This window comes from Kitasatospora sp. NPDC001119 (assembly GCF_053598475.1).
This window is the reverse complement of sequence record NZ_JBSFKI010000002.1, coordinates 25,938-49,252: the sequence shown is the minus strand read 5'-3', so window position 1 is coordinate 49,252 and position 23,315 is coordinate 25,938. Positions and strand designations below refer to the sequence as shown.

Annotated in this window: 23 protein-coding genes; 12 read left to right on the top strand and 11 right to left on the bottom strand. The window is 73.9% G+C overall.

What is annotated here, in order from left to right:
* Window positions 1–174 precede the first annotated feature (174 nt).
* The gene (locus ACWDD9_RS02570) at window positions 175–996 is read left to right on the top strand and encodes an integrase (protein WP_449810619.1); all 822 of its coding nucleotides are present in this window, start codon (window positions 175–177) and stop codon (window positions 994–996) included.
* Window positions 997–1,055: 59 nt separating this feature from the next.
* Here the strand turns inward: ACWDD9_RS02570 and ACWDD9_RS02565 are convergent, their stop codons facing one another.
* Entirely contained in the window at window positions 1,056–2,015 is a 960-nt protein-coding gene (locus ACWDD9_RS02565) for a pirin family protein (RefSeq protein WP_049651061.1), read from the bottom strand.
* 124 nt (window positions 2,016–2,139) lie between these two features.
* Window positions 2,140–2,643, bottom strand: coding sequence for an SseB family protein (locus ACWDD9_RS02560; RefSeq protein ID WP_049651062.1), 504 nt, complete (start codon window positions 2,641–2,643; stop codon window positions 2,140–2,142).
* A 213-nt stretch (window positions 2,644–2,856) separates the two neighbouring features.
* On the opposite strand from ACWDD9_RS02560, the gene ACWDD9_RS02555 reads away from it, so the two are divergent.
* On the top strand, window positions 2,857–4,686 hold the full coding sequence (locus ACWDD9_RS02555; protein ID WP_074002033.1) for an acyl-CoA dehydrogenase: 1,830 nt from the start codon (window positions 2,857–2,859) through the stop codon (window positions 4,684–4,686).
* Between the two features lie 351 nt (window positions 4,687–5,037).
* Entirely contained in the window at window positions 5,038–6,345 is a 1,308-nt protein-coding gene (locus ACWDD9_RS02550; protein ID WP_074002034.1) for a M18 family aminopeptidase, read from the top strand.
* A gap of 74 nt (window positions 6,346–6,419) precedes the next feature.
* Here ACWDD9_RS02550 and ACWDD9_RS02545 read toward each other — a convergent pair whose 3' ends face one another.
* Window positions 6,420–8,249, bottom strand: a complete 1,830-nt coding sequence (locus ACWDD9_RS02545; protein ID WP_449810618.1) for an NHL domain-containing thioredoxin family protein — start codon at window positions 8,247–8,249, stop codon at window positions 6,420–6,422.
* Between the two features lie 55 nt (window positions 8,250–8,304).
* Window positions 8,305–8,817 carry a GNAT family N-acetyltransferase gene (locus tag ACWDD9_RS02540; RefSeq protein ID WP_449810617.1) on the bottom strand — a complete coding sequence of 171 codons (513 nt, stop codon included), beginning with the start codon at window positions 8,815–8,817 and terminating at the stop codon, window positions 8,305–8,307.
* Window positions 8,818–8,945: 128 nt separating this feature from the next.
* Between ACWDD9_RS02540 and ACWDD9_RS02535 the strand changes: the two genes are divergently transcribed.
* Window positions 8,946–9,434 carry an LURP-one-related/scramblase family protein gene (locus tag ACWDD9_RS02535; RefSeq protein WP_049651067.1) on the top strand — a complete coding sequence of 163 codons (489 nt, stop codon included), beginning with the start codon at window positions 8,946–8,948 and terminating at the stop codon, window positions 9,432–9,434.
* A gap of 136 nt (window positions 9,435–9,570) precedes the next feature.
* Window positions 9,571–9,993 (top strand): DUF350 domain-containing protein, encoded by a 423-nt coding sequence (locus tag ACWDD9_RS02530; protein WP_074002038.1) that lies wholly within the window; start codon window positions 9,571–9,573, stop codon window positions 9,991–9,993.
* A gap of 40 nt (window positions 9,994–10,033) precedes the next feature.
* Here the strand turns inward: ACWDD9_RS02530 and ACWDD9_RS02525 are convergent, their stop codons facing one another.
* Window positions 10,034–10,381, bottom strand: a complete 348-nt coding sequence (locus tag ACWDD9_RS02525) for a winged helix-turn-helix transcriptional regulator (protein ID WP_049651069.1) — start codon at window positions 10,379–10,381, stop codon at window positions 10,034–10,036.
* Window positions 10,382–10,486: 105 nt separating this feature from the next.
* Between ACWDD9_RS02525 and ACWDD9_RS02520 the strand changes: the two genes are divergently transcribed.
* A complete protein-coding gene (locus tag ACWDD9_RS02520; RefSeq protein WP_449810616.1) occupies window positions 10,487–11,404 on the top strand; it encodes an imine reductase family protein in 918 nt (305 codons plus the stop codon).
* A gap of 23 nt (window positions 11,405–11,427) precedes the next feature.
* Window positions 11,428–11,997 (top strand): GNAT family N-acetyltransferase, encoded by a 570-nt coding sequence (locus ACWDD9_RS02515; protein ID WP_079272023.1) that lies wholly within the window; start codon window positions 11,428–11,430, stop codon window positions 11,995–11,997.
* Between the two features lie 52 nt (window positions 11,998–12,049).
* On the opposite strand, the gene ACWDD9_RS02510 is transcribed toward ACWDD9_RS02515, so the two are convergent.
* A complete protein-coding gene (locus tag ACWDD9_RS02510; RefSeq protein WP_049651072.1) occupies window positions 12,050–12,454 on the bottom strand; it encodes a type II toxin-antitoxin system VapC family toxin in 405 nt (134 codons plus the stop codon).
* Window positions 12,451–12,582 (bottom strand): hypothetical protein, encoded by a 132-nt coding sequence (locus tag ACWDD9_RS02505; RefSeq protein WP_259316692.1) that lies wholly within the window; start codon window positions 12,580–12,582, stop codon window positions 12,451–12,453. The genes ACWDD9_RS02510 and ACWDD9_RS02505 overlap by 4 nt, the downstream gene beginning before the upstream one ends.
* A gap of 98 nt (window positions 12,583–12,680) precedes the next feature.
* Between ACWDD9_RS02505 and ACWDD9_RS02500 the strand changes: the two genes are divergently transcribed.
* The 3 genes from ACWDD9_RS02500 to ACWDD9_RS02490 all read left to right on the top strand — a co-directional run bounded on the left by ACWDD9_RS02500 (window position 12,681) and on the right by ACWDD9_RS02490 (window position 15,711).
* A complete protein-coding gene (locus ACWDD9_RS02500; protein WP_387974309.1) occupies window positions 12,681–13,640 on the top strand; it encodes a hypothetical protein in 960 nt (319 codons plus the stop codon).
* 96 nt (window positions 13,641–13,736) lie between these two features.
* Window positions 13,737–14,768 carry an NAD(P)/FAD-dependent oxidoreductase gene (locus ACWDD9_RS02495; protein WP_449810615.1) on the top strand — a complete coding sequence of 344 codons (1,032 nt, stop codon included), beginning with the start codon at window positions 13,737–13,739 and terminating at the stop codon, window positions 14,766–14,768.
* A gap of 40 nt (window positions 14,769–14,808) precedes the next feature.
* A complete protein-coding gene (locus tag ACWDD9_RS02490) occupies window positions 14,809–15,711 on the top strand; it encodes a class I SAM-dependent methyltransferase (RefSeq protein WP_449810614.1) in 903 nt (300 codons plus the stop codon).
* Window positions 15,712–15,790: 79 nt separating this feature from the next.
* Here ACWDD9_RS02490 and ACWDD9_RS02485 read toward each other — a convergent pair whose 3' ends face one another.
* Window positions 15,791–16,630: an alpha/beta fold hydrolase gene (locus ACWDD9_RS02485; RefSeq protein WP_449810613.1), complete on the bottom strand. Its 840-nt coding sequence runs from the start codon at window positions 16,628–16,630 to the stop codon at window positions 15,791–15,793.
* Between the two features lie 75 nt (window positions 16,631–16,705).
* Between ACWDD9_RS02485 and cutA the strand changes: the two genes are divergently transcribed.
* Window positions 16,706–17,065: a divalent-cation tolerance protein CutA gene (cutA, locus tag ACWDD9_RS02480; RefSeq protein WP_449810612.1), complete on the top strand. Its 360-nt coding sequence runs from the start codon at window positions 16,706–16,708 to the stop codon at window positions 17,063–17,065.
* 7 nt (window positions 17,066–17,072) lie between these two features.
* Here the strand turns inward: cutA and ACWDD9_RS02475 are convergent, their stop codons facing one another.
* Both ACWDD9_RS02475 and ACWDD9_RS02470 read right to left on the bottom strand, forming a co-directional pair.
* Complete coding sequence (locus ACWDD9_RS02475) at window positions 17,073–17,723, bottom strand: response regulator (protein ID WP_074002046.1); 651 nt, start codon at window positions 17,721–17,723, stop codon at window positions 17,073–17,075.
* A complete protein-coding gene (locus ACWDD9_RS02470; protein WP_449810611.1) occupies window positions 17,687–19,027 on the bottom strand; it encodes a sensor histidine kinase in 1,341 nt (446 codons plus the stop codon). Before ACWDD9_RS02470 ends, ACWDD9_RS02475 begins: the two co-directional genes overlap by 37 nt.
* Before the next feature lie 267 nt (window positions 19,028–19,294).
* Between ACWDD9_RS02470 and ACWDD9_RS02465 the strand changes: the two genes are divergently transcribed.
* Window positions 19,295–21,346, top strand: a complete 2,052-nt coding sequence (locus ACWDD9_RS02465) for a serine hydrolase domain-containing protein (RefSeq protein WP_449810610.1) — start codon at window positions 19,295–19,297, stop codon at window positions 21,344–21,346.
* Between the two features lie 122 nt (window positions 21,347–21,468).
* Here ACWDD9_RS02465 and metG read toward each other — a convergent pair whose 3' ends face one another.
* Window positions 21,469–23,202 carry a methionine--tRNA ligase gene (gene metG, locus ACWDD9_RS02460; RefSeq protein ID WP_117488936.1) on the bottom strand — a complete coding sequence of 578 codons (1,734 nt, stop codon included), beginning with the start codon at window positions 23,200–23,202 and terminating at the stop codon, window positions 21,469–21,471.
* Window positions 23,203–23,315: the final 113 nt, after the last annotated feature.

The window sequence follows — 23,315 nt, the reverse complement described above, 5'->3', positions numbered from 1 at the left end:
CGGACACCCGAAGGTGATCCCAAACCCGACCCGCTCCGATTGGCCGAATCGTCCGGTCACTGTCCGACGGTATGGCCGAATCACCCCGGCTGCCACCGGGCGCCGGCCCCCGGCCCGCGCCACACCGGCGCACGGGTCTGGGCGCGGGCCGGGGGCGGCGGCCACACTGTCGGGATGCAGCTACAGCTCGCAGGGGAAGCACGGCGGCCCGACCGCGAGAGCGAGGACTTCGCGGTGGCCTCGCCGGAGGCGCTGGTCCTGCTGGACGGCGCGAGCTCGCCGGTCGGCCTGGAGTCCGGGTGCCGGCACGGGACGGCCTGGTACGTGCGCCGGCTGGGCGTGCACCTGCTCGCCCGGCTCACCGACCGGGCGGACCGCTCGATCGCCGACTGCCTGGCCGACGCCATCGTGGAGACGGCCGCGCTGCACGGCGGCCGCTGCGACCTGGCCCACCCGAACACCCCCGCCGCGATGGTCGTCGCGGCCCGGCGGCACGGCGAGGCGCTGGAGTACCTGGTGCTCGGCGACTCCCTGCTGGTGCTGGAGTTCAAGGACGGCCCGCCGAAGGTGATCGGGGACAACCAGCGCTTCCCCGGCGGCGAGGAGCTGCGCCGGCAGGTCTGGGAGACCGTCCCCGGCTCGGCCGAGCGGGCCGCGCTGCACCTGGAGTACGTGCTGGCCGTGCGCGCCGCCCGCAACCGGGGCAACGGCCCGTGGATCGCCGCCGCCAGCCCGCGGGCGGCCGAGCACGCCGAGACCGGCTCCGTCCCGCTGGACCGGCTGCACGCGCTGGCCGCCCTCACCGACGGCGCCTCGCGCTACACCGAGCGCTTCGGGCTGGGCAGTTGGGGCGACGTGCTGCGGCTGCTCGCCGAGTCCGGGCCGGGCGAGCTGATCGCCCAGGTCCGGGCGGTGGAGCGGGCGGACGCCGGCTGCGAGCGCTGGCCGCGCGGCAAGACGCACGACGACGCCTCGGCCCTGTACGCGCTGCTGTAGGCGGTGGACGCGTGAGGGCCCGGACCGGGTGCGGTCCGGGCCCTCACGAGCGGGCGGGCTCAGTGGCCGTCGGCGGGGATGGTGCCGAGGCGGCCGGCCTGGAAGTCCTCCATGGCCTGCTGGAGCTCGCGGTGGCTGTTCATCACGAACGGGCCGTAGTGGGCGACGGGTTCGCGGATCGGGAGGCCGCCGAGGAGGACGACCTCGAAGTTGTTGTCGCGGGAGTCCTGCTTCTCGTCGGCGCGCAGGGTGATCGAGTCGCCGTCGCCGAAGACGACGGCCTGGCCCCGGTGGAAGGGGCGGTGCTCGGTGCCGGCCGAGCCGTTGCCGGCGAGGCCGTAGGCGAGGGCGTTGAAGTCGGCGCGCCAGGGCAGGGTGATCTGGGCGCCGGGGTTGATCGAGGCGTGGATCATGGTGATCGGGGTGAAGGTGGTGCCCGGGCCCTGGTGGCCGTCCAGCTCGCCGGCGATGACGCGCAGGAGCGCGCCGCCGTCCTCGGTGCTGAGCAGCTTGACGCTGCCGCCGCGGATGTCCTGGTACTTCGGGGTGATCATCTTGTCCGAGGCGGGCAGGTTGACCCACAGCTGGAGGCCGTGGAACAGGCCGCCGGACTGCACCAGGGATTCCGGCGGGGTCTCGATGTGCAGCAGGCCGGAGCCGGCGGTCATCCACTGGGTGTCGCCGTCGGTGATGGTGCCGCCACCGCCGTGCGAGTCCCGGTGGATGAACGTTCCGTCGATGATGTACGTGACGGTCTCGAAGCCGCGGTGCGGGTGCCAGGGGGTGCCCTTGGGCTCGCCGGCCGCGTAGTCCACCTCGCCCATCTGGTCCATCATGATGAACGGGTCGAGGTACTTCTGGTTGATCCTGGCGAAGGCGCGGCGGACGGGGAAGCCCTCGCCCTCGTAGCCCTCGGGGGCGGTCGCCACGGTGAGGACCGGCCGTGCGCTCGTGACGGCGGGGTCCGGCGTGGTGACGCGCGGGAGGGTCAGCGGGTTGTCGACGGTCACGGCGGGCATGTCGGCCTCCTTCGGGGGGTGTCTGGCCTACATCCATGAGGTTAGTTCAATCCTCAACAACAAGCAAGTTGAAAGTTGAACTATGTAGTGACGGAGGAGCGCGGGGCTCCTCGTCCAGCATGGGTCAGCCGTACATCCGGCGCATCGTGAAGTCGACCATCTGCTCGACGGCCTTGGCGTCGAACACCATCCGGTGCTCGCCCTCCATGTCCAGCGCGAAGCCGTAGCCGGTCGGCAGCAGGTCCAGGACCTCGGCGCCGGTGACGGTGAAGTGCTTGGAGTCCTTGCCGGCGTAGCGGCGCAGCTCCTTCAGCGAGCTGAACATCGGGATCACCGGCGTCGGGGTGTTGTGCAGCGCCAGGAAGCCGGGGCGGTCGCCGCGGGGGCAGTGCACCTTCGAGGTGATGAAGATCGCCTGGAAGTCCTCGACCGCCATCGAGCCGGTGGTGAAGGCCCGGACGGCGTCCGCGAGTGAGGGCGGCGAGGGTTCGGGGTACAGGGACTGCTGGGGGGCCTGCGACTGCCCGCCGTAGGCGTCGGGTCCGGGCATGCCGTTCATGCCCTGCTGCGGTCCCGCCTGCTGCTGGTAGGGGTCGCCCGGGTATGTGTTCTGGTCATATCCGTACACACGGACAGGCTAGCGGGAGCGCACCCCTCTCCGCTGGCACCGATCCTGACAAGGAGTGGCCGCGTCGGCTGTGGGACGTGACCACGTTCATAGCGGATTCGCCGGCGGGGGCTTGCCCAAGTTACCGCTGGGTAGCATCATGATGCCTACTGGTGGGTACGGGACGCCGGAACGCGGCGGTCTCCCGGAAGCGACGAACCGGAGATAACGGCCATGGGTCACTACAAGTCCAACCTGCGGGACGTGGAGTTCAACCTCTTCGAGGTGTTCGGCCGCGAGCAGGTGTACGGCACCGGACCGTTCGCGGACATGGACGTCGAGACCGCGAAGAACATCCTCAGCGAGATCGCGCGCCTCGCCGAGAACGACCTCGCGGCGTCCTACGCCGACACCGACCGCAACCCGCCGGTCTTCGACCCGGAGACCAGCACCGCGCCGATCCCGGCCACCTTCAAGAAGAGCTACCAGACCTTCATGGACGCCGAGTGGTGGCGCCTGGGCATCCCGGAGTCGATCGGCGGCCAGGTCACCCCGAACTCGCTGATCTGGGCCTTCGCCGAGCAGATCCTGGGCTCCAACCCGGCCATCTGGATGTACTCCTCCGGCCCGGCCTTCGCCGGCGTCATCGCCGAGGAGGGCACCGAGGAGCAGCTCGAGGTCGCCAAGCGGATGACCGACCGCCTGTGGGGCTCCACCATGGTCCTCACCGAGCCCGACGCGGGCTCCGACGTGGGCGCCGGCCGCACCAAGGCGATCCAGCAGGAGGACGGCTCCTGGCACATCGAGGGCGTCAAGCGCTTCATCACCTCGGGCGAGCACGACATGTCCGAGAACATCATCCACATGGTGCTGGCCCGCCCCGAGGGCGGCAAGCCGGGCACCAAGGGCCTGGGCCTGTTCATCGTCCCCAAGTTCGACTTCGACTGGGAGACCGGCGAGCTGGGCGAGCGCAACGGCGTCTACGCCACCAACGTCGAGCACAAGATGGGCCTCAAGGCCTCGAACACCTGCGAGATGACCTTCGGCGCCAAGCACCCGGCCAAGGGCTGGCTGCTCGGCGACAAGGTCGACGGCATCCGCCAGATGTTCAAGATCATCGAGTTCGCCCGGATGATGGTCGGCACGAAGGCCATCGCCACCCTCTCCACCGGCTACCTGAACGCCCTGGAGTACGCCAAGGAGCGCGTGCAGGGCGCCGACATCTCGCAGTTCCTGGACAAGACCGCCCCGCGCGTCACCATCACCCACCACCCGGACGTGCGCCGCTCGCTGCTGACCCAGAAGGCCTACGCCGAGGGCATGCGCGCGCTGGTGCTGTTCACCGCGTCCACCCAGGACGACATGATGGCCGCCAAGCTGCGCGGCGAGCACGACGAGGCCGCCGAGCGCCTCAACGACCTGCTGCTGCCGATCGTCAAGGGCTACGGCTCGGAGAAGTCCTACGAGCAGCTCGCCCAGTCGCTGCAGACCTTCGGCGGCTCCGGGTACCTCCAGGAGTACCCGATCGAGCAGTACATCCGGGACGCCAAGATCGACACCCTGTACGAGGGCACCACGGCGATCCAGGGCCAGGACTTCTTCTTCCGCAAGATCGTCAAGGACGGCGGCCAGGCGCTGACCGCGCTGTCCGAGCAGATCCAGAAGTTCGTCGACTCGGCCGCCGGCGGCGACGCCCTGGCCGCCGAGCGCAAGCTGCTCGGCAAGGCCGCCGAGGACCTGGCGGCCATCGTCGGCAAGCTGATCGCCGACCTGACCTCGGTCGAGCAGGACGTCAAGAACATGTACAAGGTGGGCCTGAACACCACCCGCCTGCTGATGGTCTCCGGCGACGTCGTGGTCGGCTGGCTGCTGCTGCGCCAGGCCGTGGTGGCCCTGGCCAAGCTGGAGGCCGGCGCCTCCGAGAAGGACGTCCCGTTCTACCAGGGCAAGGTCGCGGCGGCCCGCTTCTTCGCCAAGAACGTCCTGCCGACCGTCACCCCGCAGCGCCTGATCGCCGAGGGCATCGACAACGAGATCATGGACCTGGCGGAGGAGGCCTTCTAGGCCCGTCCGGGACCGCCGGGCCCGTCCGGGCCCGCGCACCCCTCGAACCGCCTGACACACCCTCGCACCGAAGGGCCCGGCTGCCACCGGGCCCTTCGGTGCGTCCGGGGCCGTGGCCGGGGCGGGCGTCCGGCGCCGTGGTCCGGGCGTGCGTCCGGCGCCGTGGTCCGGGCGTGCGTCCGGGCGTGCGTCCGGCGGCGGAAAGCTCCGACCGTGCGCGGCGGTTCACGGTCGTGTCCGGGTCGTGCACCGAACCAGGTGTTCCGAATGCCCTGTCCGTGTACGGGCATATGCTCAGGTGCGAAGCCGACTCCCCATCCGGCTTCGGCCCTCACTCGACCCAGGAGCAGCATGTCGACCGCCGCCCGCCAGGCATTCTTCGACCGGACGCACAGCGACGACCTGATCGCGTTCCTCGGCACCTCACCCTCCCCGTACCACGCGGTGGCGAGCGCCGCGGAGCGGCTGGAGAAGGCGGGCTTCCGGCAGGTCGCCGAGACGGACGCGTGGGACGACGCGGCCGGCGGGCGCTACCTGATCCGCGGGGGCGCGCTGATCGCCTGGTACCTGCCGGAGGGAGCGGGCCCCGAGACGCCGTTCCGGATCGTCGGCACCCACACCGACTCGCCCAACCTGCGGGTCAAGCCCGTGCCGGACACCGGCTCGGAGGGCTGGCGGCAGGTCGCCGTGGAGATCTACGGCGGCGTCCCGCTGAACACCTGGCTGGACCGCGACCTCGGCCTCTCCGGCCGGCTCGCGCTCAAGGACGGCACCGCCCGGCTGGTCCAGCTGGACGAGCCGCTGCTGCGCGTGCCGCAGCTCGCCATCCACCTGGACCGCCAGGTCAACGAGGGCATGAAGCTCGACAAGCAGCGCCACCTCACCCCGATCTGGGGCCTCGGCCCGGTCGACGAGGGCGCGCTGATCTCCTACGTCGCCCAGCGGGCCGGTCTGGACGCCGCCGACGTGGCCGGCTGGGACCTCATGACCCACGACGTCCAGCCCGCCTCCTACCTGGGCCGCGACCGCGAACTGCTGGCCGCCCCGCGCCTGGACAACCTGCTCTCGGTGCACGCGGCCACCGCCGCGCTCGCCGCCGTCGCCACCGCCGAGGGCGCCGCCAGCCTGCCGTACATCCCGGTGCTGGCCGCCTTCGACCACGAGGAGACCGGCAGCGAGTCCGACACCGGCGCGCAGAGCCCGCTGCTCGGCACCGTGCTGGACCGGACGGTGCACGCGCGCGGCGGCACCACCGAGGACCGCGCCCGGGCCCTCGCCGGCACCGTCTGCCTCTCCTCGGACATGGGCCACGCCGTCCACCCGAACTACAGCGAGCGGCACGAGCCGGGCCACCACCCGATGCCGAACGGCGGGCCGATCCTCAAGGTCAACGTCAACAACCGCTACGCGACCGACGGCGTCGGGCGGGCGGTGTTCGCGGCCGCCTGCGAGAAGGCGGGCGTGCCGTGGCAGACCTTCGTCTCCAACAACGCCATGCCCTGCGGTACGACGATCGGCCCGATCACGGCGGCGCGGCTGGGCATCAAGACGGTGGACTGCGGCATCGCGGCGCTCTCCATGCACTCGGCGCGCGAGCTGTGCGGCGCGGAGGACCCGTACCTGCTGGCGAGCGCGCTCAAGGCCTTCCTGGAGGGCTGACGGCGGATGCGGAAGGGGCCCGGCGGTCGTCCGCCGGGCCCCTTCCGCGTTGTTCGGGTGCGGGTCGTTCCGGGTTACTCCATCCCGGCCAGGACCAGCGGGAGGCGGCGGGCGCCGTCGGCGACCAGCTTCACCGGCACGCCCCAGTCCTGCTGGTGCACGTGGCAGGCCGGGTACTCGATCTCCGGGTCGTCGTCGCAGGAGGCGGCCATCGCCGAGACGTGCAGCACGCCCTCGGCGACCTCGGCGGAGAGCACCAGCTCACGGGAGAGGTCGGTGTCCGCGCCCGCGCCGGAGACCAGCAGCTCGGGCGGGGTCGAGCTGACCAGCAGCCGGGTGGACGGACCGTAGCGCTCGTCCAGCTTCTGGCCGTTCGGCGCCTCGAAGACCACGTCCAGCCGGAAGGCGCCCGGGGCGACCTCGGTGGCCGCGCGCCGGGTGCGGTGCGCCACCGACTCGACCCGCACCGCCTCCTCCGGCAGCCGCAGCCTGGTCAGCCGGTGCCGGGCCGACTCGACCACCACGATGTCGCCGTCCACCAGTACTGCCCCGGAGGGCTCGCGCAGGTCGGTGGCCAGCGTGCTGACCTCACCGCTGGCCGGGTCGTAGCGGCGCAGCGCGTGGTTGTAGGTGTCGGCGACGGCCACCGAGCCGTCCGGCAGCACGGTGACGCCCAGCGGGTGCTGGAACAGCGCCTGGTCGGCCGCGCCGTCGCGGTGGCCGAAGTCGAACAGGCCGGTGCCGACGGCGGTCCGGACCGCCCCTGTTTCACGTGAAACCCAGCGCAGCGCGGAGGTCTCGGAGTCGGCGACCCAGAGCCGCTCGCCGTCCGCGGAGACCGCGAGGCCGGACGGCTGGGCGAACCAGGCCTCGGCGGCGGGCCCGTCCACCAGGCCCTCGTTGGTGGTGCCGGCCGCGACCGCGACCGTGTCGGCGGCCGGGTCGAACGACCACAGCTGGTGCACGCCGGCCATCGCGATCCACACCCGGCCGTCGAACCAGGCGACGTCCCACGGCGAGGAGAGGTCCACCTCGCGGGCCGGGCCCTCGGTGGCCGAGCCCTGCCACCACTGGCGGCCGGTGCCGGCCAGGGTGGTCACCAGGCCGTCGGCGAGGCGCACGCCGCGCAGGGCGTGGTTGACGGTGTCGGCGACGACCACGTCGTACGCCGAGCCCTCCGGCAGCAGCGCGAGGCCCTGCGGCTCGCTGAACCGCGGGCCCTCGCCGTCCGTGCCGTCGCCGTCCACCAGTCCGCGCTGCCCGTCGCCGATCCGGCGCACCACCGTCTCGCCGTCCTCGGCCAGCTCGACCAGCGAGTGGTGGCCAGAGTCGGCGACCAGGAAGTGGCCGTTCGGCAGCCGGACCGCCTTGCCGGGGAACTTCAGGCTCCCCGCGGTCGGCTCCGGCGCCACGTACGGGCCGTCGCCGCGGCGCAGCGTGCCCTTCGCGGCGTGCTCGGCCTCCAGCTCCTCGACCAGCCGGGCGAGCGCGTGGGCATGCCCCTCGCCGGCGTGCTGGGCGACCACGTAGCCCTCCGGGTCGATCACCACCAGCGTCGGCCAGGCCCGGACGGCGTACTGCTTCCAGGTGGCCAGCGCCGGGTCGTCCAGCACCGGGTGGTGCACCTCGTAGCGGGCGACGGCGTCGACCACGGCCTGGTGGTCGGCCTCGTGCACGAACTTCGGCGAGTGCACCCCGACGATCACCACGGTGTCGCGGTGCGCCTCCTCCAGCTCCCGCAGCTCGTCCAGGACGTGCAGGCAGTTGATGCAGCAGAAGGTCCAGAAGTCCAGGATGGTGATCTTGCCCCGGAAGTCGGCGAGCGTGAGCTCCTTGCCGCCGGTGTTCAGCCAACCGCCTGCCCCGACCAGTTCGGGGGCGCGTACACGTGCACGAGATGCCATGCGTCAATCAAACCGCACGCCCGCTGCCCGCATTCCGGTGCGGGGCCGCGAGGGGTTACGGGCGGGTGAGGTCGGCCTGCCAGCGGGTCTCGCCGTCCTGGGTGTGGGCGGTGCGGCGCAGGCCGAGGGCGGTGGCGATCCTGGCGGAGGCGTGGTGGTCGGGGTGGATGTGGGCGAGGGCGGTGGTGACGCTGGCGGCGGTGAGGTGGGCGAGCAGGGTGCGGGCGGCCTCGGTGGCCAGGCCGCGGCCCTGCCAGGGGGTGCCGACCACCCAGGCGAGTTCGGCCCCGTCGGGGCGGACGGTGGTCTGCACGTAGCCGGTGAGGGCGCCGTCGGCGCGCAGCCGCAGCACCCAGTTGCCCCAGGCCTCGGCCGGGTCGGGGGAGCCGGCGGCGAGCCGGGCGCAGCGGGCGCGCAGCTCCTCGACGGTGGCCGGGCGGCCGCCCGTGAAGGCGTGCAGGGCCGGGTCGGCGAGCGCGGCCGCCAGCTCCTCGGCGTGCCCGGGGGCGATCGGCAGCAGGTCGAGGCGCTCGCTGCGCAGCTCGGCGGTGGTGAGGCCAGGGTGCATGGCCGTATTGAAGGGGATCGGGGGCCGTTGTGCGACGGGGTTTCCGGTCGGCCGTCCCGTGGCGGTGCTTTCCCGCGGCCGGGGGTCCGGGGTCGAATGGGGCGGACGTCAACACGAGGAGGTCGCACGTGCGGTACCTGGTCAGGGAGAAGCTGTTCGCGGTCGGCGACGACTACTGGATCGAGGACGACCGGGGCCGCAAGGCGTACCTGGTGGACGGCAAGGTGCTGCGGCTGCGGGACACCTTCGAGCTGAAGGACGCGCACGGGCGGGTGGTCGCGGTGGTGAAGGAGAAGATGCTCACCGTCCGCGACGCGATGAAGATCGAGGACGCCGACGGCGAGGTGGTCGCCACCGTCCGGGAGAAGCTGTTCACCCCGTTCCGGGACAAGTACCTGGTGGAGCTGGCCTCCGGCGGCGAGCTGAAGATCCACGGCAACCTGATCGACAAGGACTACCGGATCGAGAACCAGCACGGCGACGACCTGGCCCGGATCAGCCGCAAGTGGTTCCGGATCCGGGACACCTACGGGGTGGAGATCGCCGACGGCGCGGACACCGGCCTGCTGCTGGCCGTCGCGGCCTGCGTCGACCACCTGGTGCACGAGGACGACTGACCCGTCCCCGGTTTCCGGATCCCGGTCCGCCCCTCACCCGGGTGGGGTATCTTTTGCCAACCCTTGACCAAGGCGGTCGGGGGCCCTGACCAGCCGGTCGGGGGCTGGCGTGAGCGGACCGGGGGCTGGAACCACGATGAACGACATCCTGCACGGGCTCGGTGCGGCGGCGGCCTACGGCGCCCTCGGCGTGGTGCTGCTGCTCCTCGGCATCGGCCTGGTCGACCTGCTGACGCCCGGCAGGCTCGGCCACCAGATCTGGGTCGAGCGCAACCGCAACGCCGCCGTCCTGCTCAGCTCCGCGCTGCTCGGCATCGGCGGCATCGTCTTCACCGCGATCATGTACACCTACGCCGACTTCGCCAAGGGCCTGCTGTCGACGGCCTGTTACGGCCTGCTCGGGCTGGTGCTGATGGCCGTCGCGTTCTGGCTGGTGGACCTGCTGACGCCGGGAAAGCTCGGCGCGATCCTGGTCGAGCCGGAGCCGCACCCGGCGGTGTGGGTGTCCGCCTCCTGCAACATCGCGGTGGCGGCGGTGGTGTCGGCCGCGATCGCGTAGGGCCCGCGCCACGCCGGGTACGGCGCCCCGTGCGGCCGCGCTACGCCGGGTGCGGCGCCCCGCCCAGGAGGTGCTCCCGGCCCCAGTCGCCCAGCGGCCCCAGCGCCGTGTTGAGGCGGTGCCCCGCCTCGGTCAGCGCGTACTCGACCCGCGGCGGCACCTCCTCGTACGCCTCCCGGTGCACGATGCCGTGCGCCTCCATCTCGCGCAGGTGCGCGGCCAGCACCTTCTCGGTGATCCCCGGCAGCAGCCGGCGCAGCTCGCCGAAGCGGCAGCGCGGGCGCTCGCCCAGGGCCCAGAGGATCGACACCTTCCACTTGCCGCCGATCACGTCCATCGCGGCGTCCGTCCCGCAGATGTACGCCCCCGGCCTCGGCACGGTCGCCATGCCCACCCCTTCCGAACCTCCGACCTGGATACTGACCCCAGGGTAACCACCCACTCCGAAGTGCGTACTTGATCGTTTCCGGGGGCAGCGCGGAGGCTGACTGCCATGGCAACCAACCCCGTTGAGAACGCGTCCGAGACCACGCCCGCCCTGAACACCCCGTCCACCCCGCTCACCCTGCTCGGCCTCGGCGCGATGGGTGCCGCGCTGGCCGGGGCCTGGCTCGCCGCCGGGCACCCGCTGACCGTCTGGAACCGCACCGCCGCCCGCGCCGAGGGGCTCGCCGCCCGCGGTGCCGCCGTCGCCGCCACCGCCGCGGAGGCGGTCGCCGCGAACCGGCTGGTCGTCGTCTGCCTGCTCGACGACGCCTCCGTGCCGGAGGCGCTGGACGGCGTCGACCTGACCGGCAAGGACCTGGTCAACCTGGTCACCAGCACCCCCGCGCAGGCCCGCGCCCGCGCCGCCTGGGCCGAGGAGCGAGGCGCCCGCTACCTGGACGGCGGGATCATGGCCGTCCCGCCGATGATCGGTGTCCCGGCGACCGGGGCGTACGTGTTCTACAGCGGCTCGTCCGAGCTGTTCGAGGAGCACGGGGTCACGCTCGCCGTCCCGGCCGGCACCCGGTACGTGGGCGCGGACGCCGGGTACGCGGCGCTGCACGACGTGGCGCTGCTCAGCGGGATGTACGGGATGTTCGCCGGGATCGCGCACGCCTTCGCGCTGGTCCGCGGCGAGGACGTGGCGCCGAGCGAGCTGGCGCCGCTGCTGGGCGGCTGGCTCGCCGCGATGTCCGGCTCGGTGGCCAGGACCGCGGAGCAGCTGGAGAGCGGCGACTACACCCAGGGCGTGGTGTCCAACCTGGCGATGCAGGTGGCCGGCCGGCAGACGCTGCTGGGCACCGCCGAGGAGCAGGGGGTGAGCGCCGAACTGCTGGAGCCGTACTTCCGGTTGATGGAGCGCAGGCTGGAGATCGGCGGTGGCGAGGAGGACCTGACCGGGGTCGTCGACCTGCTGCGACGGTGAGGCCCGGCCGGTAACGTACCGGCATGGCAGACCTCGAAGAACGCGCCACCGTCGTCGCGTCCCACTCACGGCAGGCCGGAGCGGGGGTGCTGGTCCGACCGCGCCGCGCCGACGACCTCGCCGACTGCGTCCGGGTGCTCGGCGACGTCCACGCGGCCGACGGCTATCCCGCCGACTGGCCCGACCGCCCCGCCGCCTGGCTGACCCCGGACGGCCAGCTCGCCGCCTGGATCGCCGAGTCGGACGGCCGGCTCGCCGGACACGTCGGCCTCGCCCGCAGCACCCCTGACGACCTCGCCCCCGCCCTGTGGGGCCACCGCACCGGCGGCCGCCCGGAGCTCACCAGCGTGATCGGCCGCCTCTACGTCGCCCCCACGGCGCGCGGCCACCTCATCGGCGCCCGGCTGCTGGCCTGCGCCGTGGCGCACGCGCGGGCGCTCGGCCTGCACCCCGTGCTCGACGTCCTCGCCACCGACACCGCCGCCGTGGCCCTCTACCGCCGCCTCGGCTGGACCCACCTCGGCAGCGGCGACCAGCGGTGGGCCTCCGGCCGCACCGTCACCGTCCACTGCTTCGCCGCCCCGAGGGGATGAGCCCCGGCCCGCCCGGCCACCACGGCCGGGCGGGGTGGCCCGGTCGGAGCGGCTATACCGCGATGACCTCGATCCCCTGCTCCAGGCCGATGAAGTCGTCCGCGTTCCGGGTGTAGAGCGGTAGGCCGTGGGCGGCGGCGGTGGCAGCGATCATCAGGCCCATGCGGCGAGGGCGGGGGTCGCGCTTGGCCTGGATCGTGAGTGCGATCAGTGTTCCGAATCGCCGGGCGGCCTCACGGTCAAACGGGAGGGCGGTGAACTCCGCCTCCACGTCGGCCAGCCGTTGGGCCCTGGCCAGCATCTGCACTGGGTCCTTGGCCATGGCGACACCCTGGGAGAGCTCGGCCAGCACCACCGAGGGCACGGCGACCTCGAACGGCAGGAGTTCCGGATCGATCTGCGGCAGATCGATCACCACACAGGTGTCGAGCAGGCCGCACTGGCGTCGTTCGCTCACGCGCGCTCCCACGGGTCGCCGCCGCCCTCGACCCGGTCCTCGTCGCCGTAGAAGGTGTCGGCCTCGGCCCGCAGCTGTGCGGCGTCGACGGCGGGTGCGCTCCGCCACTTGCGCTGGAGCTCTTCCACGGGGACGAACGCGCGTGGTGCGGGGTCCCCCGGGTGGGGGAGGGGGATCACCGTGCCGGGGGAGGGGCGGGGCGGGTGGCGCGGGTGAGCCTGGCGGCATGGTGAGAAGCGGGTGGGCGGTGGCCGGCTGGGGGCTCGGGTACGCCGGGTTCGGGGTGGGGTGCGGGCTGAGCGGGACGGCGCTGTTCGGCGCGCATTGGCCGGGGTGGGTGGTGGCCGGCGTGGGGCTGCTCTCGGCCGTCGCCGGAGCGCTGGTGGCGCGCCGGAAACCGGTGCGGCCGCAGCGGCTGCTGTGGCTGCTCTGCGGGGCGGCCGCGGTGGGGGCCTGGAGCCTGCTGATGGACCTGGTGACGCTGGTGTTCGGCCAGCGGGTGGACAGCGTCCCCGACACGGTGGGGCGCGCGCTGGCGGCGCTGGGGGCGGTACTGCTGGCCAGGGCCGCCCTGGGACTGCGGCCCGGTGCCCGTGCCGGCCGGGCCGGGCAGGCCGCGCCGGCTCCCACGGCGGCCCCGCCGCTCGTCCAACTCGCCGCCTGGACAGGGACTCTGGCGTTCGTGCCGTACGTGCTGATGAAGCTGGTCTGGGCGCTCGGCGGCAGTTTCGCGGGGATCAGCGGTGACCGGATGTACGCGAGCTATGTGCGCAACGGCTCCTCCGGGCTCTGGCTCGCCCTGGAGCGTTGGGGACTGGACGGCACGATGCTGCTGGCGCTGCTCGGGGTGTTCCTGCTCTGGGGGCTGGTCCGTCCGTGGGGGCAGGTCTTCCCGCGCTGGACCCTGCCGCTGCGCGGCCGCCGGGTGCCGCGCTGGCTGCCGCTCACCCCGGCCCTGCTGGGCGCGGCCACGCTGGCGCCGTACGGGGTGGTCGGGGTCGGCTACCTGGGGCTGTGCACCGCCGGGGTGACGCGGATCAGGCTGGGCGAGTTCGCCGGTGAGCAGAGCGCGCTGGAGGTCGCCTGGGTGGGGATGTGCGGGTTCGCCGGGTACGGGGTCGCGCTGGCGGTGGCCGCCCGGTCGTACTGGCGGCGGACGGGGGCGCGGGCCGCCGAGGTGGGCTGAGGGCAAGGTCGGCTCGGGGCCGGGGTTTGCTGAGGCGGCAACATTGCTTGCCGATCCGGCGGGGTGGGCCGCAGCCTGGCGGTGGAGGTGAGCGCCATGGGCGAGACGACCGGGACGACCAGGACAGCCGGGGTGACCGGGAGCAGGGAGAGCGAGCGCTACGACGTGGTGGTGGTCGGCGCCGGTGCGGCGGGGCTGAACGCCGCGCTGGTGCTGGGCCGGGCCCGGCGCCGGGTCGCGGTGGTGGACGCCGGCGAGCCGCGCAACGCGCCCGCCGCCCACATGCACGGCTACCTGAGCCGGGACGGCATGCCCCCGGCGGCGCTGCTGGCGGTCGGGCGGGAGGAGGTCGCCCGGTACGGGGCGGACCTGATCGACGCCCGGGTCGAGCACATCGAGCCCGCCGGTGCCGATGCCGGTGCCGGTCCGGCCGGGCCCGCGGCGCCGGGCTTCGTGGTCCACCTGGCCGGCGGGCCGGTGCTGCACGCGCGCCGGGTGGTCGTCGCCACCGGGCTGCGGGACGGCCTGCCGGAGCTGCCCGGCCTGGTCGAGCGGTGGGGCCAGGATGTGCTGCACTGCCCGTACTGCCACGGCTGGGAGGTCCGCGACCGCCCGCTCGGCGTGCTCGGCACCGGCCCCGGGGCGGTCAACCAGGCGCTGCTGCTGCGGCAGTGGTCGGCGGACGTGGTGCTGCTCGCGCACACCCTCGCACTGACCGACGACGAGCGGGAACGGCTCGCCGCCCGGGACGTCCGGGTGGTCGAGGGCCGGATCGTCCGCCTGGTCTCCGACGACGGGCGGCTGCGCGGCGTCGAGCTCGCCAACGGGCAGGTGGTGCCGCGCGAGGCGGTGTTCGTCTTCCCGCAGCCGGTGCCCCGGGATGCGCTGCTCTTCGGCCTCGACTGCGCCCGGGACGACAACGGCTGGGTCACCACCGACCGGACCGGCCGCACCAGCCTCCCCGGCGTCTGGGCGGTCGGCAACGTCGCCGACCCGCGCGCCCAGGTGGTCACCGCCGCCGGGATGGGCGCGTCGGCCGCCTTCGCGCTCGACCACGACCTCGCGGCGGAGGAGGTCGAGCGGGCCGTCGTGCGGTACCGCGCGTCCGGTGCCGCCGTGCCCGCCTGAGCGGGGAAGCTTTCGTCAACCCACGATCGGAGAAACCCTGATGTCAGCGCACCAGCACGACCACTCCCACTCCCACGGCCCGTCCCACGGGCACTCCCACGGGCACGTCCCCGCCGCCGACTTCGACTGGGACGCGCTCGCCGCGCACCTGGAGCTGGAGGGCGACCTGCGGGCCGGCGCCGTCACCGAGGCCGGGCGGTGGCTGCTCGGCCTGCACGGCGAGGGCGCGGTTCGGCGGGTCCTCGACGTCGGCAGCGGGCCCGGGGTGATCGCCGGACTGCTGGCGGAGGTCTTCCCGGCGGCCGAGGTGGTGGCCGTCGACCAGTCGGCCGCCCTGCTGGAGCGTGCCCGGGTCCGCTCCGGTGGCCGGCTCGGCACCCGACAGGCCGACCTGCCCGCCGAGTTCGACAAGCTCGGCGAGGCCGACCTGATCTGGTCCGGCAACGCCATCCACCACCTCGGCGACCAGCAGGCCGCGCTCACCTCGCTCGCCGGGGCGCTGCGGCCCGGCGGCCTGCTCGCCGTCGCCGAACGCGGCCTGCCCGCGCGCTACCTGCCGCGCGACTTCGGCCTCGGCCGGCCCGGCCTCCAGGCCCGGATGGACGCCGCCCACGAGGACGGCTTCACCACCATGCGGGCCGAACTGCCCGACAGCACCGAGGAGATCGAGGACTGGCCGGCCATGCTCGGGCGGGCCGGGCTGACCCCGACCGGCACCCGCACCTTCCTGGTCGACCACCCCGCCCCGCTCGCCGGCCCGGTCCGCGCTTACCTGCACGTCCAGCTGACCCGGCTGCGCGACCGGCTCGCCGAACAGCTCGACACCGAGGACCGGGCCACCCTGGACGCCCTGCTCGACGAGGACGCCCCCACCGGGATCCTGCACCGGCCGGACGCCTTCTACCTCTCCGGGATGACCGTCCACACCGCCCGCCGGGACTGACCCGGCGGCCCCGGCGGCCCCGGCGGGGCCTTGCGGGTTGGCGGGGGCGGGGGTGGGACCGTCCGTGCGGCGCGCCGCTTCAGGGTGCGAGGAAGGCGGCCACCGTACGGCTGAAGGCGGCCGGGTCGTCGAGCCACGGGTAGTGGCCGGCGGCGGGCTGGACGGCGGTACGGGCGTGGCGGAACAGCGCGGCCGTGGCGCGGACCGCCCCGGGCCTCGGGTCGGGGTCGTACTCGCCGGCCAACAGGAGTGCCGGGGAGGCGAGTTCGGCCACGGCGGCGCGGACGTCGGCGGGTTGGAAGCCGCCGCCGTGGTAGGCCGCGGCGGCCTCCGGGTGGCTCTGGGCGGTGCGGTCGGCCTCGTGGGCGCGGGCGGCGGCGTCCCAGGTGCCGTGGAAGAGCGGTGCCACGGCGTCGGGGTCGGCGGCGCCGCCGGCGAAGGCGGTGCGGACGGCGGCCCGGGCGGCCGGGTACCACTCCTCCTCGGCGAGGCCGCGGGCCTCGGCCGCCTCGCGGTAGTCGTCCTCGGAGGAGGTGCTGCCGAAGATCCGGAGGCTGGGCGTGACCAGGACCAGCCGACCGGTGCGTTCCGGGTGCCGCAGCGCGTACAGGGTGGCGAGCGAGCAGCCGGCGGAGTGGGCGAGGAGGTCCACCCGGTCGAGCCCGAGGTGGGTCCGGAAGGCCTCGACGTCCGCCACCTGCCGGTCGACCCGGTGGTCCGCCGGGTCGGCCGGGCGCTCCGAGCGGCCCGTGCCGCGCAGGTCGAGGACGTGCAGGGCGCGGTGCGCGGAGAGGCCGCCGAGGCCGCCGAGGTACGCGGCGTCGCGCATCGGGCCGCCGGCGAGGACGAGCAGCGGCTCGCCCCGGCCGAGCACGCGGTAGCCGAGCCGGGTGCCGTCGGGGCCGGTGAAGGTCGTCATCGGCCGATCGTGGCAACCGCCGTCCGGCCGGGGCAACGGGAATTCGGCCGACCCGTGCCGGGGTACCGTCGGCGCATGACAGCGAGTGAGCGGCGCTTCGTCGTGGTGACCACGACCCACGAGAGCGAGGAGTGGGCCCGGGCCCTGGCGTCCGCCGTGGTGCGGGAGCGGCTGGCGGCCTGCGCCCAGGTGTACCCCGTACGGTCGGTGTACTGGTGGGACGGCGAGGTGCAGGACGCCGAGGAGTGGCGGATCGACCTCAAGACCAGGGCCGAACTCCTGGACCGGCTGGGCGCGTTCGTGGCCGGTCGGCACTCCTACGAGACGCCCGAGCTGGTCGCCGTACCGGTGGCGGGCGGCAGTCCGGGCTACCTCGACTGGGTGGCCGCGGAGACCACGCCCGAGGGAACCACGACCCAGGGCGCCGAGGACTGAGGACGGCTCAGGGCGCGACCTGGAGGAAGGCCAGCACGGCCAGCACCCGCCGGTGGTCCTCCTCCGAGGGCGGCAGGTCGAGCTTGAGGAAGATGTTGGCGGTGTGCTTCTTCACCGCCCGCTCGGTGATCACCATCCGTTCGGCGATCGCCGCGTTGGAGCGGCCCTCCGCCATCAGGCCCAGCACCTCGCGCTCACGCGGCGTCAGGCGGTCCAGCGGCTTGTTGCGTTCGTTGCTGCCGACCAGCATGGCGATCACCTGCGGGTCGAGCGCGGTGCCGCCGGCCGCCACCCGCCGGACCGTCTCCACGAACTCGTCGGGGTCGAAGACCCGGTCCTTCAGCAGGTAGCCGATCGCGCCGGTGCCGTCGGCGAGCAGCTCCTTGGCGTAGAGCTGCTCGACGTACTGGGAGAGCACCAGCACCGGCAGCCCGGGGATCCGCCGGCGGGCCTCCAGGGCGGCCTGGAGGCCCTCGTCGGTGAACGTCGGGGGCAGCCGCACGTCGACGACGGCCACGTCCGGGCGTTCGGTGAGCAGGGCCTCCAGGAGGGCCGGTCCGGTGTCCACCGCGGCCACGACCTCGAAGTCGTAGGCCTCCAGCATCCGGACCAGTCCGTCCCTCAGGAGGAAGAGGTCCTCGGCGAGGACAACTCGCACGGCAGCTCCATCGTCAGGGTCGTGGGGCCGCCGAGCGGGCTGCGGACGGCCAGGACGCCGTCGAAGGTAGCAAGCCGCCGTTCCAGGCCGCGCAGCCCGGTGCCGCGCGAGGGGTCGGCGCCGCCGGTGCCGTCGTCGGTGACCTGGGCCTTCAGGGTGCCGTCCTGGTACCAGAGTTGGACGTCGACCCGGCTCGCGCCCGCGTGCTTGGCGGCGTTCGTCAGGGCCTCGGAGACGGCGAAGTAGACGGCGGACTCGACCGGCGCCTCGGCGCGGCCGGGCAGGTCGGCGGTGACCGTGACGTTCAGCGGGCTGTCCATGCCCAGGGCCCGTACGGCGTCGGCCAGTCCGCGGTCGGCGAGGACCGGCGGGTGGATGCCGCGGACCAGGTCGCGCAGCTCGTTGAGGGCGGTGGCGGAGGCCTGGCGGGTCTCGGCGAGCAGCTGCTTCGCGGCCTGCGGGTCCCGTTCGACCAGCCGCTCGGCGACGCCCAGGTTCATCCCCATGGCCACCAGCCGGGCCTGCGCGCCGTCGTGCAGGTCCCGTTCGATCCGGCGCAGTTCGGCGGCCTGGGCGGTGAGCGCGTCGCGCCGGGTCTCGGTCAGGTGGACGACCTTGCGCTGGGCGGCCAGCGCCTCGGCGCGGGCGGTCGGGCCGAGCAGGGCCCCGGCCAGCGCGGTGTGGCCGCGCAGCGCGCCGGGGGCGATCGCCGGACCGGCCAGGAGGGTCGGGACGGCGAGCAGGACGGCGATCCGGGCGCTGCCCGGGTCCGTCACGTGCACCCACCAGTACCAGGTGTTGCCGTCGGCCGAGGCGATCGGCTCCCAGAGCCAGGGCTGCAGCAGGCCGAAGAGGCCGAAGGCGACCAGGGCCGGCGGGAACAGCGCCACGGTGAAGCCGATCACCGGGTCGACCAGCAGCCAGAGCAGGTCCCGCCAGGTGGCCGGGTCGCCGATCAGGGCCCGGCAGCGCTGCCAGGCGCCCTTGAGGCCCGGCTCGGCCGGCGGCAGCGGCCGGTACGGCTCGCGGACCGCGACGCCGGACCAGCGGGCGGCCAGCGTGCGGCGGCGGCCGGCCAGGGCCCGGACGGCGAGGACGGTGGCCGGCACCAGCAGGACGCCGAGGCCCACGCCCAGCAGGACGGCGGTGACCGTGGCGGCGACGAGCAGCAGCAGCTGCGGCACCGCGAACCCGGCCAGCGCCGTCGCGCGCAGCAGGTCCCGTACGGCCCGGCGCGCCCGATCGAGCGGCGTGCCCGCGATCCGCCCGGCGGCCTCGGCGCCGTCCCCGACTTCCTTGCCCACGCTGCCCGTTGTCACTGTCCGTCCCCCTCCGTACCGGCCTCGCGGCCGCCGTCCCGACCCTGCGGACCACCAGACTGCCCTACCCCGCCGCCCTGTTCACGGGGCCTCGGCCCCCTCTCGGCGGTACCTGGGTACACCCCCCGATCGACGCCCAGGGGCCCTGCCCCGGCCCACCGCTCCCGGCCTAGCGTTCGAGGTGTCCGGAAGCGGCCCGTCAGCGGAGCGCCGGATCCCCGCCAACCACCTTAATGATCACGGGAGTTCGCCATGTCCGAGCGCTTCGCCGCCGGCCGTCCGCTGGTCCGTCTGGTCCTGGTGCTGGCCGCCCTCGGCCTCTTCCTCCACGGCCTCACCCCGGCCCACGCCGCCGAGCGGGTGTCCGGAACCGGCGCGCCGACGGCCGGAAGCGGCGCGCCGACGACGCGAACAGGCGTGCCGACGGCCGGAACCGGCGCACCGCCCTCCCCGGCCGACCCCGTCCAGGTGAGAGCCCTGTTCGACGAGCTGCTTCCCCGGCTGCTCGCCGAGCACCGCATCCCCGGCGCCGCCGTGACCGTGGTGGCCGGCGGGCGGGAGGTCTTCTCGGGCGGCTACGGCGTCGCCGACACCCGGACGAACCGGCCCGTCGACCCGGCGCGGACCGCCTTCTTCATGGGCTCCGACGCCAAGGTGTTCACCGCCGTCGCCGTCCTCCAGCAGGTCGCGGCGGGGAAGCTGGACCTGGGCACCGACGTCAACCGCTACCTGACCGCCTTCAAGGTCAGGGACGGCTACCCGGGCCGCCCGGTCACCGTCGAGAACCTGCTCACCCACACCGCGGGCTTCGACGACAGCTTCATGGGCCTCGCCCAGGCCGGGCCCGGGCGGGTCGAGGGCCTCGGCGCCTCGCTCGCCGCCCACCAGCCGGACCGGGTCCGCGCCCCCGGCACCGCCGCCGCGTACGACAACTACGGTGTGGCGCTGGCCGGTTACCTGGTCGAGACGGTCTCCGGGCAGCCCTTCGACCAGTACGTCTCCCAGCACGTCCTCCAGCCCCTCGGGATGGACCGCACCACCTTCAGCCAGCCCCACCCCGCCGCGATCGACGCCGACCTCGCCCGCGGCCACCGCCCCGAGGGCGACGGCCAGACCGGGACCGCGGGCCTCTACGGCCCCTGGACGCCCACCGGCGCCGCCGCCGTCACCACCGCCGACGACATGGCGAAGCTGCTGCTGGCCCTGCTCCCGCAGGGCGGCCCGGACGCCCGGCGGATCCTCGACCCGGCGACGGCCGAGCGGCTGCTCGCCCGCCACTACGGCCCCGACCCGCGCCTGCCCGGCCTGGCCTACCTGCTGGAGCAGCGCACCCACGGCGGCGAGCAGCTGCTGGTCAAGGACGGCGACGTGCCCGGCTTCCACAGCAACCTCGCCCTGCTGCCCCAGCGCGGCCTCGGCCTCTACGTGACCCTCAACGGCGACGGCACCGACGCCAGCGGCGGCTGGGCCACCCAGCAGGTGCTCACCGCCTTCCTGGACCGCTTCCTGCCCGCGCCCCCGGCCGCCGCGACCGCGCCGCTCACCGGCGGCCTGGACGCCTACACCGGCGACTACCGCTCCACCCGCACCAGCCACGCCGACCTCACCCGGGCCGCCGCCCTGATGGCCTCCCCGCACGTCACCGCCGAGCACGGCCGGCTCACCGTCACCGGCCCCGTCACCCGGGACCCGGAGGCGGCCGAGACGCACTGGGAGCAGCTCGAACCTGGCCTGTTCCAGCAGGTCGGCGGCACCGCGCGGATCGCCTTCCAGCGGGCCGCCGACGGCACCCTCACGCTGCTCACCGACGCCGACCCGACCATCGCCTACCAGCGGCTCGCCTGGTACCAGGCACCCGGCCCGCACCAGGCGGTCGCCGTCGGCAGCCTCGCCGTCCTCGCCCTCACCCTGCTCGGCTGGCCGGTGGCGGCGGCGGTCCGCCTGGCCCGCCGCCGGGGCCGGGCCGACCGGCCGGCCGTACGGCTGCTCGGCTGGACCACCGGGGCGCTGCTGCTCGCCGCCACCGGCTGCTTCGCCCTGCTGACGGCGGACGCCAACGCGCTCAACCAGACGCTGTTCCTGGGCGATTCGCCGCTGCTGACGGTGGTCCCGGCCCTGGTCGTGACGGCCCTGGTGCTCTCCCCGGTGATGGCGCTCTGCACGGTGCTGGCCTGGCGCGGGCGCTGGTGGAACCTGTTCGGGCGGCTGCACTACACGGGGCTGACGATGGCGGTGCTGCTCTTCCTGCTCCTCGCGGGGGCGTACGACCTCACCGGGACGGGCGCGCTGGACCTGCTCGGCTGAGGGCGGCGCGTCGGCAGGACGGTACGGCGGTACGAGAACGGCGGCGGGGCCCGGGAATCACCCCGGGCCCCGCCGCCGTCACGCCGCCGTCCAGCCGTCCAGCCGTCCAGCCGTCCCGCCGCTCAGCCCGCCGAGCCGCCGAAGCGCTCCGTCCAGGCCGCCAGGTCCTCGTCCGTGATCTTGGCGAACAGCACCGGCGGCACCGTGAACGCCGTCCCGGCCGGCACCAGGTCCAGCGCCCGCGCCTCCTCCGGGCCGATCCAGTCGCGGGTGGCGGCCGGCGAGTCCGCGGGCAGCGCGAAGGCGCCGCGCATGGCCGCCGCCGTGGTCGGGATGAACGGCTCGGAGACCACCGCGTACAGGTGGATCAGGTTCATCGCGGTGCGCAGGGTCAGCGCCGCCGCCTCCGGGTCGGTCTTCACCTGGAGCCAGGGCGCCTTCTCGTCCAGATACGCGTTGCCTGCGCTCCACAACGCGCGCAGGGCCTGCGCCGCCTTGCGGAAGTTGAGCGCGTCCAGCTGGGCCTCGTACTCGGCGAGCAGCCCGGCGACCTGCTCGCCGAGGCGCTGCTCGGCCTCGCCCGGGGCGTGGCCGCCCGGGACGTCGTCGCCGAAGCGCTTGCGGCTGAAGGTGAGCACCCGGTTGACGAAGTTGCCGAGGGTGTCGGCGAGGTCCTTGTTGACGACCGAGGCGAACAGGTCCCAGGTGAAGCTGGAGTCGTCCGACTCGGGCGCGTGCGCCATCATGAAGTAGCGCCAGTAGTCGGCGGGCAGCAGGTCCAGCGCGTCGTTGCCGAAGACGCCGCGCCGCTGGCTGGTGGAGAACTTCCCGCCGTAGTACGTCAGCCAGTTGAAGGCCTTGACGTAGTCGACCTTCTTCCACGGGCGGCGCGAGCCGAGCAGCGTGGCCGGGAACATCACGGTGTGGAACGGGACGTTGTCCTTGCCCATGAACTCGGTGTACCGGACGGTCTCGTCGGCCTCGTACCACCAGGACTTCCAGTCCCGCAGGTGCCCGGCCGGGGCCGCGTCCGCCCACTCCTTGGTGGCGCCGATGTACTCGATCGGGGCGTCGAACCAGACGTAGAACACCTTGCCCTCGGCGGCCAGTTCGGGCCACACGTCGGCCGGCACCGGGACGCCCCACTCCAGGTCGCGGGTGATCGAGCGGTCCTGGAGGCCTTCGGTCAGCCACTTGCGGGCGATCGAGGAGGCCAGCACCGGCCAGTCGTCGGCGTGGGCGTCGATCCAGTCCTCGACCTCCTCGGTGAGCTTGGACTGGAGCAGGAACAGGTGGCGGGTCTCCCGGACCTCCAGGTCGGCGCTGCCGCTGATCGCCGAGCGCGGCTCCAGCAGGTCGGTCGGGTCCAGCACCCGGGTGCAGTTCTCGCACTGGTCGCCGCGGGCCTTGTCGTAGCCGCAGTGCGGGCAGGTGCCGACGATGTAGCGGTCCGGCAGGAAGCGGCCGTCGGCGTTGGAGTACACCTGGCGGATCGCGCGCTCCTCGATGAAGCCGTTGCGCTGGAGCTCGCGGGCGATCTCCTGGGTGATCTCCCGGTTCTGCGGCGAGGAGCTGCGGCCGAAGTGGTCGAAGGAGAGCCCGAAGCCGTCGTACACCGCCCGCTGCGCGTCGTGCGCCCGGGCGCAGAACTCCGCGACCGGCAACCCGGCTTCCTGGGCGGCGAGTTCGGCGGGCGTGCCGTGCTCGTCGGTGGCGCAGATGAACAGCACCTCGTGCCCGCGTCGGCGCAGGTAGCGGGCGTAGACGTCCGCCGGGAGCATGGACCCGACCATGTTGCCCAGGTGCTTGATCCCGTTGATGTACGGAAGGGCGCTGGTGATCAGGTGCCGAGCCATCCTCGGATGCTCCGATTTCTCCCGCACGCGCACCCCACCCGGAGTGCCGTGTCGGGCGCAGGGTCCACTGTGGGCTGCCAGCCTAGGGCAAGGAGCGGGGGCCGGGGCGCAAG

Coding starts and splice junctions, on each gene's coding strand:
- ACWDD9_RS02570 (WP_449810619.1), top strand. CDS start 175: ATGCAGCTACAGCTCGCAGGGGAAGCACGGCGGCCCGACCGCGAGAGC.
- ACWDD9_RS02565 (WP_049651061.1), bottom strand. CDS start 2,015: ATGCCCGCCGTGACCGTCGACAACCCGCTGACCCTCCCGCGCGTCACC.
- ACWDD9_RS02555 (WP_074002033.1), top strand. CDS start 2,857: ATGGGTCACTACAAGTCCAACCTGCGGGACGTGGAGTTCAACCTCTTC.
- ACWDD9_RS02550 (WP_074002034.1), top strand. CDS start 5,038: ATGTCGACCGCCGCCCGCCAGGCATTCTTCGACCGGACGCACAGCGAC.
- ACWDD9_RS02545 (WP_449810618.1), bottom strand. CDS start 8,249: ATGGCATCTCGTGCACGTGTACGCGCCCCCGAACTGGTCGGGGCAGGC.
- ACWDD9_RS02540 (WP_449810617.1), bottom strand. CDS start 8,817: ATGCACCCTGGCCTCACCACCGCCGAGCTGCGCAGCGAGCGCCTCGAC.
- ACWDD9_RS02530 (WP_074002038.1), top strand. CDS start 9,571: ATGAACGACATCCTGCACGGGCTCGGTGCGGCGGCGGCCTACGGCGCC.
- ACWDD9_RS02525 (WP_049651069.1), bottom strand. CDS start 10,381: ATGGCGACCGTGCCGAGGCCGGGGGCGTACATCTGCGGGACGGACGCC.
- ACWDD9_RS02520 (WP_449810616.1), top strand. CDS start 10,487: ATGGCAACCAACCCCGTTGAGAACGCGTCCGAGACCACGCCCGCCCTG.
- ACWDD9_RS02515 (WP_079272023.1), top strand. CDS start 11,428: ATGGCAGACCTCGAAGAACGCGCCACCGTCGTCGCGTCCCACTCACGG.
- ACWDD9_RS02500 (WP_387974309.1), top strand. CDS start 12,681: ATGGTGAGAAGCGGGTGGGCGGTGGCCGGCTGGGGGCTCGGGTACGCC.
- ACWDD9_RS02495 (WP_449810615.1), top strand. CDS start 13,737: ATGGGCGAGACGACCGGGACGACCAGGACAGCCGGGGTGACCGGGAGC.
- ACWDD9_RS02490 (WP_449810614.1), top strand. CDS start 14,809: ATGTCAGCGCACCAGCACGACCACTCCCACTCCCACGGCCCGTCCCAC.
- ACWDD9_RS02485 (WP_449810613.1), bottom strand. CDS start 16,630: ATGACGACCTTCACCGGCCCCGACGGCACCCGGCTCGGCTACCGCGTG.
- cutA (WP_449810612.1), top strand. CDS start 16,706: ATGACAGCGAGTGAGCGGCGCTTCGTCGTGGTGACCACGACCCACGAG.
- ACWDD9_RS02465 (WP_449810610.1), top strand. CDS start 19,295: ATGTCCGAGCGCTTCGCCGCCGGCCGTCCGCTGGTCCGTCTGGTCCTG.
- metG (WP_117488936.1), bottom strand. CDS start 23,202: ATGGCTCGGCACCTGATCACCAGCGCCCTTCCGTACATCAACGGGATC.